Here is a 16,177-nt window from a genome sequence, read left to right as displayed (position 1 = left end):
CGGGCGCATATGTGCCTCTCTAGGCAAGACACACAAGTGTCATTCACTCCTTGTCTGACCGCTTTTCAGTTAGCGGCAGGCTACAACCCGTAAGGAGCATTCATGCGTCATTACGAAATCATCTTTTTGGTCCACCCGGATCAAAGCGAACAAGTCGGCGGCATGGTAGAGCGTTACACCAAGCTGATCGAAGAAGACGGCGGCAAAATCCACCGTCTGGAAGATTGGGGCCGTCGTCAACTGGCCTACGCAATCAACAATGTTCACAAGGCTCACTACGTGATGCTGAACGTTGAGTGCACTGGCAAAGCCCTGGCTGAGCTGGAAGACAACTTCCGTTACAACGATGCTGTGATCCGTAACCTGGTCATCCGTCGCGACGAAGCCGTAACTGGCCAGTCCGAGATGCTCAAGGCTGAAGAGAACCGCAGTGAGCGCCGTGAGCGTCGTGACCGTCCTGAGCATTCTGACAGCGCCGATGGCGATGACAGCGATAACAGCGACGCCAGCGATAACGCTGACGAGTAATCCACGGACCTTTTGAGGAGCCAATTACATGGCACGTTTCTTCCGTCGTCGTAAATTCTGCCGCTTCACAGCAGAAGAAGTGAAAGAGATCGATTACAAGGATCTCAACACTCTGAAAGCTTACGTATCCGAGACCGGCAAAATTGTTCCAAGCCGCATCACCGGTACTAAAGCTCGTTATCAGCGTCAGCTGGCCACCGCTATCAAGCGCGCCCGCTTCCTGGCCCTGCTGGCCTACACCGACAGCCACGGCCGCTGAGACCGGGCAGTCGACAAGCAGTAAAGGATTGAAGCATGCGCGCCTTAGCTGAGTTCATCATGCGAGGCCGTGTGCAGGCCACGTTAGTCGTGGCCGGATGTGCGGCATTGCCGTTCTTGTTCTGGTTGAGTGCTGCTGCAGGTAGCCTTGTGCTCCTGCGGCGCGGTCCGAGAGATGCGTTAAGCATCCTCTCATGGGCGTTACTGCCGGCCTTGGTCTGGTGGTTTATCGGAGAACCCCGCACCTTGATGGTGTTGCTGGGAACTCTGGGTCTGGCGTTGTTTTTGCGCGCCGGGCAGCCCTGGCACCGCGTGCTGCTGGTCAGCGTGGCGTTGGGTGGTGTGTATGGCGTTATCCTGGGCACGGTTTTCCGCGAACCCATTGGTGCGATGGCGCAAGAGTTGGAAAAACTCTTGCCGCAGGTCCTCAATGGACTCTACGACAAGTTATCTGACGTAGAGCGAGCGCGCCTTGGAGCACTGATTGCACCTGTACTGACCGGTTTGATTGCAGCTTTGATGCAGGTCGTCAGCGTGCTGAGCCTGATGCTTGGGCGTTATTGGCAAGCGTTGTTGTACAACCCGGGCGGTTTTGCCAGCGAATTTCGCAGCATCCGCCTACCGCTGGGTCCAGCGCTATTGTTGCTGGCGTGCATGCTGGTCGGTCCGAACTTCGGACCACAAATGGCCATGCTCACGCCGTTGTGCAGCGTAGTGTTGTTCTTCGCCGGGCTGGCCCTGATTCATGGGCTGGTGGCGCAAAAGCGACTGGCCAAGTTTTGGCTGGTGGGGTTGTACGTCACGCTGTTGCTGTTTATGCAGCTGATCTATCCGTTGCTCGTGGTTTTGGCCATTGTCGACAGCCTGATTGATTTTCGCGGACGTTTGGCGCCGAAAGACGTCGATAAAGACTCTGCGAACGGTGAAGGTTAAAAGTTAAGAGGATTTTCACATGCAACTGATCCTTCTGGAAAAAGTCGCAAACCTGGGCAACCTGGGCGACAAAGTAAATGTTAAGGCCGGTTACGGTCGTAACTACCTGCTGCCATACGGCAAAGCCACCGCTGCAACCGCTGCCAACCTGGCTGCGTTTGAAGAGCGTCGCGCTGAGCTGGAAAAAGCAGCAGCTGACAAGAAAGCTTCGGCTGAAACTCGCGCTGCCCAACTGGCTGAGCTGGAAGTGACTATCACTGCCACCGCTGGTGACGAAGGCAAGCTGTTCGGTTCGATCGGCACTCACGACATCGCTGATGCACTGACCGCCTCTGGCGTTGAAGTTGCAAAAAGCGAAGTTCGTCTGCCGAACGGCACTATCCGTAACGTTGGCGAATTCGACGTGGCCGTGCACCTGCACGCCGAAGTTGAAGCAACCGTACGCGTTGTTGTGGTAGCTGCTTAAGCAGTCTGACTGACTGGCACCTTGTGTGTCGGACGGTTAACATCGGGCACGATCCTGTTCACAGGTCGTGCCCTTTGTCTTTCTGCAGACCCTGATTTTCACCCCAAAATTACACGTGGCCATGAACGATATCTCCGCTCCTGAGCAATATGACCTGCAAACCGCATCCCTGAAGGTGCCACCGCATTCCATCGAGGCCGAACAGGCCGTGCTCGGTGGTTTGATGCTGGACAACAACGCCTGGGAACGCGTGCTGGATCAAGTATCGGACGGCGATTTCTATCGACATGACCACCGCCTGATCTTCCGGGCGATCGCCAAGCTGGCGGACCAGAACTCCCCGATTGACGTCGTGACCCTTGCCGAGCAATTGGACAAGGAAGGTCAGACGTCGCAAGTGGGCGGTCTGGGCTACCTGGGCGAACTGGCCAAGAACACCCCGTCGGTGGCGAACATCAAGGCGTACGCGCAGATCGTTCGTCAGCGGGCGACACTGCGCCAATTGATCGGCATCAGTACTGAAATCGCAGACAGTGCGTTCAACCCTGAAGGCCGCACTGCCGAAGAAATTCTCGACGAAGCCGAGCGCCAGATCTTCGCGATTGCCGAGGCCCGGCCTAAAACCGGCGGCCCGGTCAGCGTCAACGATTTGCTGACCAAGGCCATTGACCGGATCGATACGCTGTTCAACACCGACAATGCCATCACCGGGTTGTCCACTGGCTACACCGACCTCGACAACATGACCAGCGGCTTGCAGCCGGCCGACCTGATCATTGTGGCCGGTCGTCCCTCGATGGGTAAAACCACGTTTGCGATGAACCTGGTTGAAAACGCCGTGTTGCGCAGTGAAAAAGCGGTATTGGTCTACTCCCTGGAGATGCCAGGTGAATCGCTGATCATGCGTATGCTCTCGTCCTTGGGCCGCATCGACCAGAGCAAAGTGCGGGCGGGCCGGCTCGAAGACGATGACTGGCCGCGGTTGACCTCGGCCGTCAATCTGCTTAACGACCGCAAACTGTTCATTGATGACACGGCCGGTATCAGCCCGTCTGAGATGCGGGCGCGGACACGGCGCCTGGTGCGCGAACATGGCGACATCGGCCTGATCATGATCGACTACCTGCAATTGATGCAGATCCCGGGTTCGGGCGGTGATAACCGCACCAACGAAATTTCCGAGATTTCGCGTTCCTTGAAAGCACTGGCCAAGGAATTCAACTGCCCGGTGGTGGCACTGTCACAGCTCAACCGCTCCCTTGAACAGCGTCCCAACAAACGCCCGATCAACTCCGACTTGCGTGAATCCGGAGCGATCGAGCAGGACGCCGACGTCATCATGTTCGTGTACCGGGACGAGGTGTATCACCCCGAAACCGAGCACAAGGGCGTGGCTGAAATCATCATCGGTAAACAGCGTAACGGGCCGATCGGTACGGCCCGTCTGGCGTTCATCGGCAAATACACCCGCTTTGAAAACCTGGCGCCCGGCAGTTACAACTTCGACGACGAGTAATACGTTTCTGCCCGTGTCAGGAGGGTGGCGGGCCGAACATCTTTCTGATGACGGGCTCGCTGTATTGGTAGTTCCAGCGCAACTCTGTACCCGCAGGGATCACGTCATTGGCGACCAGAGCAGTCAATTGCAAGCGCTGCATGGGCTGGGTGCCTTTTTGTACGTCCATATCAAACGGCACGGCCTCGACGTTGTAACCGGACGTGGCCTGCCGCACGGGATAGTTATCTTCGTACTCAAAAATAGTATTGATGCGTGACGTGATGTTGTCGCCAGAGAGCAATACATCATTGGTTAACGCGTCGGGTGCACGTTCGCCGGGTTTAGGTAGCTTGTGGGGTTCGACGGATAACAGATAAGGGTCCTGACGATAAGTAGCCACGATCTTGGGCAGTAACTCCCCACCGTAAAGTCCCAACACTTCATGCTTTTGAAGCGTTCGCCGGGCAATCACCGTCTTTTCTCCTATCAGTGCGGCTTCCTGCGGGAATTTCTGATGCGCTGCCGTGAACGTGGCCACCTCCATTTTGTCTTCATAGAGGCGGGCGACCTTTTCGTACCCTTGCCACTGAATGTAGGGCGTGATTTTGCTTTTGGGGATTCTGATGTCAGAAGTCAGGGACTTACCAATCGCCTGCATGAAGCGTATGCGTAAGGGCTGGCCATCCATGTCACGGATCGGATACCTGCCATTGTTGTATCGGTTATAGACGCGGCGGTAGTTCTGGCTGTGTTGATAGTTTTCTTGTGAACGCATTTTCATGAGTTCCATAAAGCTGAAAGGCTCAGGTGAGAAGCTTTCTTCGGCTGAGGCGTACTCGTCAGATGAGCGTGCCGATTCAAACTCATCGTCTGTCGAGACCATCGACTCAAGCTCGTCATCCGTAGATTCCAGGCCGCTGGTGGGGCTAAGGGGCGGCTGGCTTTCCCCGGCTTCGGCGGCACGACGGATTAAAGGGGAGTCCGGCATGCCTCCCAGCAACTTGCCCTTCTGTGGGTCGATTTCCCACATGCCTTGCGCGTTTTTGCGGACATACGGTTTGTAGGCTCTGGACGGGCTGCGGGCATCAATCAATTGCCACCCCCATGGGTCAGACCTGATGCGGTAAAACCGTTCACCTTCAAGGACGTAGTGCCGGGAGAAACCATCTGCCTGAGTCGGGCCCTCATAGATCCCGTCGGTTCTTAAGGTGAGTTGCTTCGGGGCGGTTGGTTCGGCGAATAATGGATCGAACGGGTGCCCGACTGATGAAACCGGGATGACTTTAGGGCGTAGCAGCCTGGTTGGCAGCCAGATACTGTCCATGTGCCTGAGGCCGAATTCGCGAACGGCTTGTTTGAGCGAACGACTCTGGGTCGCTGCGAACAGGGCCGAACGCTGGGTTGGGGTCAGCGTGAGTTCGATTGCCTTATACAGGTCTGTGGCGCCAGCAATCGGCTCGCCAGTTGAGTGGTGGGGCATAAACAGCTCGCCCTTGGGGGCGAGGATGTAGCGGCCTGTTTCGTTCATTTCGCCTGCACCGCCTTCCAGTGTTCCGCTGGAGAAACCCTGACGTATTTCCAGGCGATGTGATGCGGGCCAGCCCGGTAATCGCTCAAGCAGGGACAGAATGCAGGTCACGCTTTCGGGCGTGGAGGCTGAGTCCAGGTGTATCCCTTCCTTGATACGACTCGTGCTCAGCTGCTGTGCGTACCGGTCAGCTTCCCAGCGCTGCAGATCATCGAGAGGCTTCTTGTGCGCGAGTTGCTCCTCCACCTGCTCGTCGCTGAGCACCGCAAGCAGCTCTTCGCGATGGCTCTGCGACAATTCCGGTCTCAAGTTGCGCAGGTACACGTCCATGCCTGAAGAGGGGGCTTCACTGTGCCTGTACAGCGACGTCAACAACTGCTGCTTATTCGCCTCCAGTTCGTCGGTCAGGCGAATGGCCAACTTATCGAGGCTGCTGAAATACGGCAGGGCTTCTGCCGGCACTTCAATGGGAGTGACGAGGCTGTCGAGGGTGTCGGAAGGCAGCTGTTCTGCCAGTACCTGCAAGAGCTGGCCTTTTGCAAAGCGCGCCTGTGAAACCTTGAGTACGGTGCCTGAACTGCCATGCGCCAACAGCGATCTGTTTTGTGAGTCCACCACCTGTAAAACCCGGTTCTTCGGCCATTCCGGCAGCGAGGCCGTCAGGTAAAACTGAATGAGGGGAGAGTGAGCGGTTTGTTGCGTTCCATCCGCATGGTTGAGTTCAAATGTGTTTATTTCGGCATCCAGATTGAAGCGTTTGATCACATCGCGCAGTAAAGGGGTTGGCCGTAAGACCTCTTGATGGAGTTGCACCAGTGTGGCGCTCTCTTCGTCCGCGATATGCAGAATCGACGCCACGTTGGCGCGGGTGATGTTTGAGGTTTCAGGGATCAACCGCTTAAAAAGCTTCAACAGATCCCAACCTTGCGGATTCTCGTGCTCCAGGCGCCAACTGCCTTTGCCATTGGTGAGTAACGTCGGCCTGTAAGCGTCTTCAGCGTAGGGATGGACCAGTTGCCAGAGCCCGGTCTTCTGATCTCGGTTAACGGCGTGCAGGTGGTCGTCCAGTTTCACGTAATGTTGCTGATCGTGCAGGTACAACCCCTGATCATCTGCAATCGCCTCTTCGGGTAATTCATTGAAATGGCGATAAGGTGTGAGGTCGGGATTCCACAACCGGGTGCTTTGGTTGCCCATTTTTACCCTGACCAAACCGGCCGTGAATCCAGCCGTTTTGACAGCGCCTGCAGTAACCGCTGCCAGCGCTACGTTATCGACCACATCCATCAGGCAGTTCAAGGCTTCGTCGCTATCGCCGCGGCTCCAGGCCTCGATGCCGTGAAAAACAGTACTTATTAACTGGGCGCCCGTGACCGCCAGTAACACTTCGCCCACCACAGGAATAAATGACGCCGCGAAGAACAACAAGGTTTTGCCTATCTCGCGGTAGTGCTCCAGTCGCTGCTCACGAGCGCGTCTGTCGGTCTCGCCTGTGGAGACGACCAAGGCCTTTGCATAGCTTTTAATTTGATTGATCTGTTGTTGAGCAATGGCTTCGAATACATCGCACTGGATATCTGTTCGGGCCACCAGTTGGTCAATGTGCGGAGCTATAACCCCGCGAGAGTACTTCCCCGGCAGGATGTCCAGTGTGGTACCGGAAACAGTAAACAGCGTGCCTTGATATCGGTGTGGCACGAGTCGGTTGAACAGTGCGAGGTAGTGAGGGTTTCTCAGGCGTTTGGCAAGCTCAGCTTCAAGCTCTTCCATCGACGCATGCTGACGAAACAGGGCGAACGGGTCATTCGGGGTATACAGCAGCACCTGATGAGCAACATGTCGGTCGCTGATGACCAGCACGCTGGGCAACGCCACGCCATTGATGGTCAAGTGACTGCACAACAGGCTTGAATGCCGGCCTTCACGGTGCAGATCCAGCAAGGTCTGATAAAGGGAGCTGTTCAGTTTGTCCCGCAGGAGGGCAATGTGTGCGGCGCACTCAAACGCATCTTTTTCCTTCTGGGCGAACAGCATTCTTACTTGATCGTGTGTGCGCCTGGCCTGTGAGCCGAGCAGCGGATCGAAGCATTCATTGAGGTGGCGCTGATACTGACTGCCGAGGTCCAGTGAGCGGCACATGCGTGCAAATCGTGTTGCTGAAAGGTTCAAGGGCGCCTTGAGCGGCGTTGTTTTCGGATACAGGCCCGTGCCCGTCTCAAGCCCGCCTTCTTCGGCCTCGTCAGGCTGGAAATTCTGCATGGCTGCTTCCAGCAGCGAATGCATTGAATATCCTGCATGGGTTTTGATGAGCCCGAGCAAATGGCTGTTTTTCAAATCCCGCACAAACATGTGCTTGTTGTCATCAAGCGCACCAAGAAATGTCTGTCGCAAGGCTGCATCCAATAAAGGCTGACAAAAAGCCTGCGGGCTTTGGACTTCGTCCAGCAGAGCCTTCAAAGCGTGGCGCGATTGATTGCTCTTGATCAGGCTGCTACGCAAGGTCTGGCGGATAGCGTGCGGGGCTTGGGTCACCCATTGGGGTAACTGTGACGAAATGAAATCGGCATGCGCCAACGGGATGGGCTCGGGGGCAGGCTCACTTGTGGTTGTTTGATCGGGCTCGTTCATTGACTGCTCCATGGAAGGCGTTGAGTCGCCTCAGGCTATCCACGGATTTTTGGGTAAGGTGTTAGGTATATAGGCTCAAATGCCCGGCTCGAACCTGTACAGGCAAGCGCCGCGAAAGGGTTAGGGGGAAAGCCGACCATTGCCGTCGGAATTGGTTATTTTTTGTGCTATATTCCGCGCCCGCGAATTTCTCCGTAAATGTCGCGTCCTTTTTTGCACTCAACACCGGTCATCGACATGCAAGCAGCGAAGCCAATTTTTGACTATCCCAAGTACTGGGCCGAATGTTTCGGGCCAGCGCCATTCCTGCCAATGAGCAGGGAGGAGATGGATCAGCTTGGCTGGGATTCATGCGACATCATCATCGTGACCGGTGATGCGTATGTCGATCACCCGTCGTTCGGCATGGCCATCATTGGTCGTTTGCTGGAGTCCCAGGGCTTTCGCGTGGGCATCATCGCCCAGCCGAACTGGCAGTCCAAAGACGACTTCATGAAGCTGGGTGAGCCGAACCTGTTCTTCGGCGTCGCCGCCGGCAACATGGATTCGATGATCAACCGCTACACCGCTGACAAGAAAATCCGTTCCGATGACGCCTACACCCCCGGTGGCATGGCGGGCAAACGTCCGGACCGTGCGAGCCTGGTGTATAGCCAGCGCTGTAAAGAAGCCTACAAACATGTGCCGATTGTCCTGGGCGGTATCGAGGCTTCCCTGCGTCGTATCGCGCACTACGATTACTGGCAAGACCGCGTGCGCAACTCGATCCTGATCGACGCGTGTGCCGACATCCTGCTGTACGGCAACGCCGAACGCGCGATCGTCGAAGTGGCTCAACGTCTGTCGTACGGTCACAAGATCGAAGACATCACCGATGTGCGCGGCACCGCGTTCATTCGCCGTGACACGCCCAAAGACTGGTACGAAGTCGACTCCACGCGCATCGACCGTCCGGGCAAGATCGACAAGATCATCAACCCGTACGTGAACACGCAGGACACCCAGGCCTGCGCCATCGAGCAGGAAAAAGGCCCGGTTGAAGACCCGAGTGAAGCCAAGGTCGTGCAGATCCTGGCCAGCCCGCGCATGACCCGTGACAAAACGGTGATCCGTCTGCCGTCCGTCGAAAAGGTCCGTGCCGATGCGGTGTTGTATGCTCACGCCAACCGTGTGCTTCACCTCGAAACCAACCCGGGCAACGCCCGTGCGCTGGTGCAGAAGCATGGCGAAGTGGACGTCTGGTTCAACCCGCCTCCGATTCCGATGACCACTGAAGAGATGGACTACGTGTTTGGCATGCCTTACGCACGTGTTCCGCACCCTGCGTATGGCAAGGAAAAAATTCCTGCCTACGACATGATTCGCTTCTCGGTGAACATCATGCGCGGCTGCTTTGGCGGCTGTACCTTCTGCTCGATCACCGAGCACGAAGGCCGGATCATCCAGAACCGCTCCGAAGAATCGATCATTCGCGAAATCGAAGAGATCCGCGACAAAGTGCCTGGCTTCACCGGCGTCATTTCTGACCTCGGCGGCCCGACCGCGAACATGTACCGCATAGCCTGCAAAAGCCCGGAAATCGAATCCGCGTGCCGCAAGCCGTCGTGCGTGTTCCCCGGCATCTGCCCGAACCTGAACACCGACCACTCGTCGCTGATCCAGCTGTACCGCAGTGCTCGTGCCTTGCCGGGTGTGAAGAAGATCCTGATTGCCTCCGGCCTGCGTTACGACCTTGCGGTCGAGTCGCCGGAATACGTCAAAGAGCTGGTGACCCACCACGTCGGCGGTTACCTGAAGATCGCCCCGGAACACACCGAGGAAGGTCCGCTCAACCAGATGATGAAGCCGGGCATTGGCAGCTATGACAAGTTCAAGCGCATGTTCGAGAAGTACACCAAGGAGGCAGGCAAAGAGCAGTACCTGATTCCGTACTTCATCGCCGCTCACCCCGGTACCAAAGACGAAGACATGATGAACCTGGCGCTGTGGCTCAAGGGCAATGGCTTCCGGGCGGATCAGGTGCAGGCGTTCTACCCTTCGCCAATGGCCACGGCCACGGCGATGTACCACTCGGGCAAGAACCCGCTGCGCAAGGTCACGTACAAGAGTGACTCGGTGACCATCGTCAAGAGCGAAGAGCAGCGTCGTCTGCACAAGGCGTTCTTGCGTTACCACGACCCCAAAGGCTGGCCGATGCTGCGTGAAGCATTGATCCGCATGGGGCGCGCTGACCTGATCGGTTCGGGCAAGGACCAACTGATCCCGTTGCATCAGCCCGCCACTGACAGCTATCAGAGTGCCCGTCGTAAAAACTCGACACCGGCCGGTAGCCACAAAGTGGCCAAGGACTCCACCACCAAGATCCTCACCCAGCACACCGGGCTGCCGCCACGCGCCAGTGACGGTGGCAACCCGTGTGACAAGCGTGAGCAAGCCAAGGCTGCGGCATTTGCCCGTAACAAGCAGGCTGCCAAAGAGCGCCATGAAGCGGCCAAAGGCGGCAAAGGCAAAAAGCCTGCGCGCAAGCCCGTCGTCCCGCGCTAACCGTCTGGTAGCGGCTACTGCTTTCTGCCCGTAGCCGCTGCCTTGGCACGCCGTTGTGATCGAATGCACAGCGTTCGGTCAGACCGATCTCGCGTGCCAACCCAACCCTGATCGTCACTCAAAGACGCCTGAGCCGTGTTGCTCGGCGCGTCGGCGGCTGCCGGTTTTTCAGGTGGTGCGCTGGGAGGCCTGCCACGCACGCGCAGGTCGAATGCGATACATCTTGCAGGCATGGACCGTGAAGGGCGTCTGACGACGTTACAAGGCGGTCAGGGTGACTGCGAGGATCAACAGCCGGGCTGCTGATCCTGATCACAGATCCTGTGGGCCGGGTTGTGGATAACCGGGCCGAGGGTGTTACGCGTTAGGGGCTTTGTCTTCTTGAGCTGCGCCAGTCTCTTGCGCTTCAACGTCAACGTCACCTTCAGTGTCGACGTCCTGCTCCAGTTCTGCGGCGCCACCTTCAGCGGCAGCCTTCTTGCGTTGCAGCTTCTCTTCTTTCTTCTGCTCTTTAGCCAGGTCTCTTTGACGCTTTGCGAAGTTGTAGTTTGGTTTGGCCATGGGCGATCCTCTTGCGCTCGAAGGTGAGGTGAGCGGTGGGTATTCTGCCCTGTATTAGTGCTTAGCCGTTAGCCGGGTTTTTGCAAGGCTGTTTTTTGCGTCTGAAACATAACCCTGGCTGCCATGAAAAGTCGGGTTTTACGCGGGATCACTTATTCTCCAAAAAACCAGAACATGACCTAAGGTTATAAGCCCGCCGTTCGTCTAGCGGGCTATTACACCGGATTAAAACGTTGCGCCATGATCCAGGTCATTGGAATCGAGACGATTTTCGGGCAACCTGTATACAAATTGTGGATTTTTAATACCCTGCCTTGGAGATACACCATGTTTGCCAAAGTTGTTGCGGTATCCCTTTTGACTCTGGCCAGCGGCCAACTGTTGGCTGCTGAATGCAAAGTGACTGTCGATTCGACTGACCAGATGTCGTACAACACCAAAGAAATCACCATCGACAAGTCCTGCAAAACCTTCACGGTAGAACTGACCCACTCTGGCAGCCTGCCGAAGAACGTGATGGGTCATAACTGGGTGCTGAGCACGAAGGCGGACATGATGGGTGTCTCGACCGATGGCATGGCCGCCGGTATCGACAAAAACTACCTCAAAGACGGTGACACCCGCGTGATCGCCCATACCAAAATTATCGGTGCTGGCGAGAAAGACTCGGTCACGTTTGACGTTTCCAAACTCAAAGCCGGTGAAGAATATGAATTCTTCTGCACCTTCCCAGGCCACAACTCGATGATGAAAGGCGCCGTGGTACTTAAATAACCCCGCGCAGCGTTTAAAAACAGCCCTGACAGGTTTACGCCGTCAGGGCTGTTTTCGTTTTGCCTCAGGCGTTTGACGCCGTCATTTTGAAGATTCCCTGGGCATTGCTGCTGTCGAAGTTCAGGTCCAGGCGTTGCGTCGCCGGGTCTGTCTCGCGCTGAATGAACTCTACAAACGAGCCCGGCACCTGATGCTCGCGGTACACCCCGTGTTCATCCACCAGCCCGCGTGTCACGGTGCAGGCCCGATAGGCCGTCTGCATGACCCGTCCTGATGCCGACACTTCAATGCTGTCTTTCATTGGGCGCTGGAGGTCGCGTTGTTGCGCGACCGTGGCGTGCAGATCGCTGACGCGGTCGGTCAGGTGGTTGAAGCTGTTGCCTTCGGTCGCGATCCAGGCCATTTCGGCGCTTTCCTGGAGCAGACACTGATAATCGGCCTCTTGCACGGCACCGTGCTGGCGATCAAACGCGTGGTACAGACCTTGTAACACCTGTTGCGCGTCACGCAGGCTGCAATGGCGGGTCAATTGCAAGCGGTGAAGGATGGCCTTGTGCTCAGCGTTGAGTGGGTCGCGGCTGCTGCTGACCACCCGGCTGACCGCCTGTTGAAACCCCTCGCTGAAGCGTCCCGGATGCAATTCCGACACAAAAAACTGTGCAATGTCCTCAGGCAAGTCCATGTGTCGGTAGCCCCAGCCGGTCATGTTCAGCTGGGTCAGGGGATAGGTGCGCACATCGGTAAAGCCCAACGGCTCCAGCAACCGAGAGAACGCCAGACGGCCCCGCGGCAGCTCGCCATTTACCGGCCAGTCCACCGTGCGAATGGCGCCATGATCGAACACCACTTTGCGTCCTTGCTGCGCTTGCTCTTGCACATAACGTCGGCCATCCGGCACCGCGTCCACCAGCTTGTGCAGCAGGCACAGGTTCAGCGCTTCAGCGAGCCATGCCCGATGTAGCGCCTGCGGGTGCCAACTGAAATCCAGCAGGCCCTGTGGGACTTCAACATGCTCGCGCAACCAGTGAGCGGCGGGTTGGCCGATTGCAGACTCGACCAGCGAAAACAAACCATCGAAAGCAGACATGGCGGACAAGGCTCTGGCGACAAAACGAGCGTCTATCAAAGCCCTTGGGACGGCGTGCCACAAGCGAAAAAAAATGCGGGGTTCATTCCGTTTTTTCTGGCTGGGGAATCAGCCACGTCTCACCCCCGTTCCTCTCCTTTCGAGAGAGGGGCGGGCGATTTCAACAGGTGTCCTACGGCTCACGGCGCAAACGGCATTTCACGTTTGTGATGGGTTTTTTCATACGTTTTGCAAATGATGTCGAACGCTTGCTCGCTCACTGGCTCGCCGTGCAGGAAGGCATCAATCTCGGCATAGGTGACGCCGTGGGACGCTTCGTCGGGCTTGCCCGGTTCCAGGTCTTCGAGATCGGCCGTCGGGACTTTTTCGACCAGCGATTCCGGGGCCCCGAAGAAGCGCGCAATGGCCCGTACCTGGTTTTTGACCAGCCCGCTGAGCGGGGCCAGGTCGCACGAGCCATCCCCGAACTTGGTGAAGAAGCCCATCACCGCTTCTGCCGCGTGGTCGGTGCCGATGACCAGCCCGCCTGTTGCGCCCGCGATGGTGTATTGCGCCACCATGCGCATCCGCGCCTTGGTATTGCCCAGTACAAAATCCACCGTGGCCGGGGGTTTGCCTTCGAACGAGGCAACTTCAGCGGCCAGCGCCTTGACGGCAGGGCCGATATTGACGGTCTGGCGCTCGTCCGGGTTGATGAAATCCACGGCGGCGGTGGCATCAATTTCGTCGTGCTGCACACCGTAGGGCAGGCGCACGGCGATAAAACGGTAGCGCTCATCGCCGGTCTGCTCGCGCAGTTGCTTGACCGCGCGTTGCGCCATCAGGCCAGCGGTCAGTGAATCGACGCCTCCGCTGATGCCCAGTACCAGGGTTTTGAGCCCGGCATTGTTCAGGCAGCACTGGATAAAGGTAATCCGGCGCGCAACTTCAGCTTCAAGGGCATCGTCGTCTTTAAACGGTGGCTGGACATTGAGGTCTTTGGCGATCTGACGCTGTACGGCCTGCATGATTCACTCCTTGGGAGAATGTTCAGGAACTTGGAAAACGTGGCGCAAATAGGCGGCGAAATTAGGATCGGAACAGTGCGTCTTGCCCGGTTCATCTGAAATTTTCGCCACGGGGGAGCCGTTGCAGCCGGTCATTTTAAGCACGATGCTCATGGGCTCAACCCCCGGGATGTCGCAGGTCAGGTTCGTCCCGATGCCGAAGCTGACGTTGATGCGGCCACGCAACGCGCGAAAGATTTCCAGCGAACGGGGCAGGGTCAGGCTGTCGGAGAACACCAGCGTCTTGCTCATTGGGTCAATGCCCAGCTGGTGGTAATGCGCGATGCACTTTTCAGCCCACACCACAGGGTCGCCCGAATCGTGGCGCAAACCGTCAAACAGCTTGGCGAAGTACAGGTCGAAATCCTTCAGGAACGCATCGGTGGTGATGCAATCGGTGAGCGCAATCCCCAGCAGGCCACGGTATTCGCGCACCCAGCAGTCCAGCGCGGCGCTTTGGCTGTCGATCAGGCGCGGGCCGAGTTGCTGATGCGCCATGATCCATTCGTGGGCCATGGTGCCCAATGGCTTCATGTCCAGCTCGCGGGACAGGTTGACGTTACTGGTGCCCACGAATTTGCCGGGGAAGTCGTGCTTGAGCACGTTGACCACTTCCTCTTGTACCCGGTACGAAAACCGACGACGTGTTCCGAAATCGGCCACCTGCAACCCTGCCAGTTCATCGGCGCTGGCATTGGCCTGCAACCAGTCAAACTTGCGGTACAACTGCTCGCGGGCTTGGGACAGCACCGTGTTGGCATACCGCGATCGGTTGCGCACCTCACTGACAATCGCCAGCAACGGCACCTCAAACAGAATCACATGCAGCCACGGGCCGCGCAGGCGAATGAAAAGTTCGCCGTTTTCGATCCCGGTATGGACATAGCGCAGGTTGAACCGAAACAGGCCCAGGAAGCGTATGAAGTCGGGCTTCATAAACGTAATCCGCTCCAGAAAACCGAGTTGGTCCTGACTCATGTTGATGTCGGCCAAACGCTCGATCTGATGCCGGATTTCGCTCAAATACGGGCGTAAATCTTCGTGATTACGGCAACGAAACTCCCATTCAACTTCCACGTTGGGATAGTTGTGCAGCACCGCCTGCATCATGGTCAATTTGTAGAAGTCGGTGTCGAGCAAGTTCTGCACGATGCGATCGGCAAACACACTCTCGCTCATAACGCGAATCTCCCTGCTGGCCGTGCCTGATTGCCACGGCTTTCAGCGCTTTCAATGAATGACGCTAGTGGCGCATATCCGCGTGCGGTTGTGCCAGTGGTTTTTGCTTCGAGAACGGCTACAACGGGTGTTCTTCTTTAATTTGCTCCATCATCCAGTTCACAAACGCCTTGACTTTGGGAACTGCGGCCGCGTGTTCCGGGTAGGCGAGGTAATACGCATCGTGACTGGGTAACGCGTATGGCCAGGCAATGACCAGTGTGCCGTCAGCCAATTCTTCTTCGACCAGAAAGCGCGGCAGCAGTGCAACCCCGCAGCCCACTTGAGCCGCCCGGATGCACATATAGAACGTGTCAAAACGCGGGCCGTGATAACTGTGATCCGTGTGCAGGCCCTGGCTTTCGAACCATTCATGCCACGCTTGCGGGCGCGAAGCGTTTTGCAACAGGACCAGATCGGTCAACTGCGTCGCGTCGACGAACGCGGTAGCGGGCAGGCTCGATGGCGCGCACACCGCCACCAGCGATTCGCTGAACAGCTTCAGGGATTCGGTGCCGGGGCGGGCGCCTTGGCCGAAGTAGAACGCCAGGTCACTGCGCCCTTGCAGCAACTCATCGGCTTCCTGCTCATTGCATACATCCAGATGAATCTGCGGATGTCGCAGACGCCAGCCTTTAAGGCGTGGGACAAGCCAGCGAGCGCCGAAGGTCGAGGGTGTAGAGACACGCAGGACCTCTGTTTCCCCGCCGTAGGAACGCAGCGTGTGCGTCGACATCTCCACTTGGGTCAGGATTTTTCGGACTTCTACAAGGTACAAATCCCCGGCTGGCGTCAGCTGTAGACGGCGCCGTACCCGGCGAAACAGCAAGTGCTGTAGCAACTCTTCCAGTTGCGCGACCTGTTTACTGACGGCGCTTTGAGTCAGGTTCAGCTCTTCAGCCGCACGGGTGAAGCTCAGGTGGCGAGTCACCGCTTCAAAACACTGCAAGGCAGTGATCGAGGGCAGGTAGCGTTTATTGAGCATGGCAGCCTCTGCTTCTTGTTGTTCGCTGACGTTACCAGCGCTGCATGAATTTTCGGAATGATATCTCGCTTAAAGGTCGTTTGTTGGCGCGAGATGTGCCAGCTACAACTAAAGACCTGAGCC

At 57.1% G+C, this 16,177-nt stretch carries 13 protein-coding genes; 7 read left to right on the top strand and 6 right to left on the bottom strand.

All coding sequences use genetic code 11. The features are described from left to right. Nucleotides 1-102: 102 nt before the first annotated feature. The 5 genes from rpsF (at nt 103) to dnaB (ending at nt 3,701) form a co-directional block, all read left to right on the top strand. A complete protein-coding gene (rpsF, locus tag BKD70_RS09465; protein WP_003439045.1) occupies nt 103-528 on the top strand; it encodes a 30S ribosomal protein S6 in 426 nt (141 codons plus the stop codon). 28 nt (nt 529-556) lie between these two features. Continuing rightward, nucleotides 557-787: a 30S ribosomal protein S18 gene (gene rpsR, locus BKD70_RS09460; RefSeq protein WP_003171373.1), complete on the top strand. Its 231-nt coding sequence runs from the start codon at nt 557-559 to the stop codon at nt 785-787. Nucleotides 788-822: 35 nt separating this feature from the next. Further along, nucleotides 823-1,719 carry a hypothetical protein gene (locus BKD70_RS09455; RefSeq protein WP_047273137.1) on the top strand — a complete coding sequence of 299 codons (897 nt, stop codon included), beginning with the start codon at nt 823-825 and terminating at the stop codon, nt 1,717-1,719. Nucleotides 1,720-1,738: 19 nt separating this feature from the next. Then, nucleotides 1,739-2,185, top strand: a complete 447-nt coding sequence (gene rplI / locus BKD70_RS09450; protein WP_010563337.1) for a 50S ribosomal protein L9 — start codon at nt 1,739-1,741, stop codon at nt 2,183-2,185. A 121-nt stretch (nt 2,186-2,306) separates the two neighbouring features. Further along, complete coding sequence (gene dnaB / locus BKD70_RS09445) at nt 2,307-3,701, top strand: replicative DNA helicase (protein WP_047273273.1); 1,395 nt, start codon at nt 2,307-2,309, stop codon at nt 3,699-3,701. Between the two features lie 16 nt (nt 3,702-3,717). Here dnaB and BKD70_RS09440 read toward each other — a convergent pair whose 3' ends face one another. Continuing rightward, a complete protein-coding gene (locus BKD70_RS09440; RefSeq protein WP_047273138.1) occupies nt 3,718-7,839 on the bottom strand; it encodes a dermonecrotic toxin domain-containing protein in 4,122 nt (1,373 codons plus the stop codon). 237 nt (nt 7,840-8,076) lie between these two features. Here BKD70_RS09440 and BKD70_RS09435 point away from each other — a divergent pair, with 237 nt between their 5' ends. Continuing rightward, complete coding sequence (locus tag BKD70_RS09435) at nt 8,077-10,383, top strand: YgiQ family radical SAM protein (protein WP_047273139.1); 2,307 nt, start codon at nt 8,077-8,079, stop codon at nt 10,381-10,383. A 357-nt stretch (nt 10,384-10,740) separates the two neighbouring features. Here BKD70_RS09435 and BKD70_RS09430 read toward each other — a convergent pair whose 3' ends face one another. Next, a complete protein-coding gene (locus tag BKD70_RS09430) occupies nt 10,741-10,944 on the bottom strand; it encodes a hypothetical protein (RefSeq protein WP_047273140.1) in 204 nt (67 codons plus the stop codon). A 327-nt stretch (nt 10,945-11,271) separates the two neighbouring features. On the opposite strand from BKD70_RS09430, the gene azu reads away from it, so the two are divergent. Beyond that, complete coding sequence (gene azu / locus BKD70_RS09425; RefSeq protein WP_047273141.1) at nt 11,272-11,718, top strand: azurin; 447 nt, start codon at nt 11,272-11,274, stop codon at nt 11,716-11,718. A gap of 64 nt (nt 11,719-11,782) precedes the next feature. On the opposite strand, the gene BKD70_RS09420 is transcribed toward azu, so the two are convergent. From BKD70_RS09420 to BKD70_RS09405, 4 genes are all read right to left on the bottom strand, one after another. Then, on the bottom strand, nt 11,783-12,805 hold the full coding sequence (locus BKD70_RS09420; protein ID WP_047273142.1) for a DUF1338 domain-containing protein: 1,023 nt from the start codon (nt 12,803-12,805) through the stop codon (nt 11,783-11,785). A 179-nt stretch (nt 12,806-12,984) separates the two neighbouring features. Beyond that, a complete protein-coding gene (gene nadE / locus BKD70_RS09415; protein WP_047273143.1) occupies nt 12,985-13,812 on the bottom strand; it encodes an ammonia-dependent NAD(+) synthetase in 828 nt (275 codons plus the stop codon). Between the two features lie 3 nt (nt 13,813-13,815). Then, the gene (gene pncB / locus BKD70_RS09410) at nt 13,816-15,030 is read right to left on the bottom strand and encodes a nicotinate phosphoribosyltransferase (protein ID WP_047273144.1); all 1,215 of its coding nucleotides are present in this window, start codon (nt 15,028-15,030) and stop codon (nt 13,816-13,818) included. Between the two features lie 118 nt (nt 15,031-15,148). Next, complete coding sequence (locus BKD70_RS09405; RefSeq protein WP_047273145.1) at nt 15,149-16,054, bottom strand: LysR family transcriptional regulator; 906 nt, start codon at nt 16,052-16,054, stop codon at nt 15,149-15,151. Nucleotides 16,055-16,177 lie beyond the last annotated feature (123 nt).

Source organism: Pseudomonas sp. BS-2016, from assembly GCF_001806145.1.
GTDB lineage: Bacteria > Pseudomonadota > Gammaproteobacteria > Pseudomonadales > Pseudomonadaceae > Aquipseudomonas > Aquipseudomonas lundensis.
The sequence above is the reverse complement of the archived record's forward strand: the minus strand, read 5'-3'. Positions and strand labels throughout refer to the sequence as shown.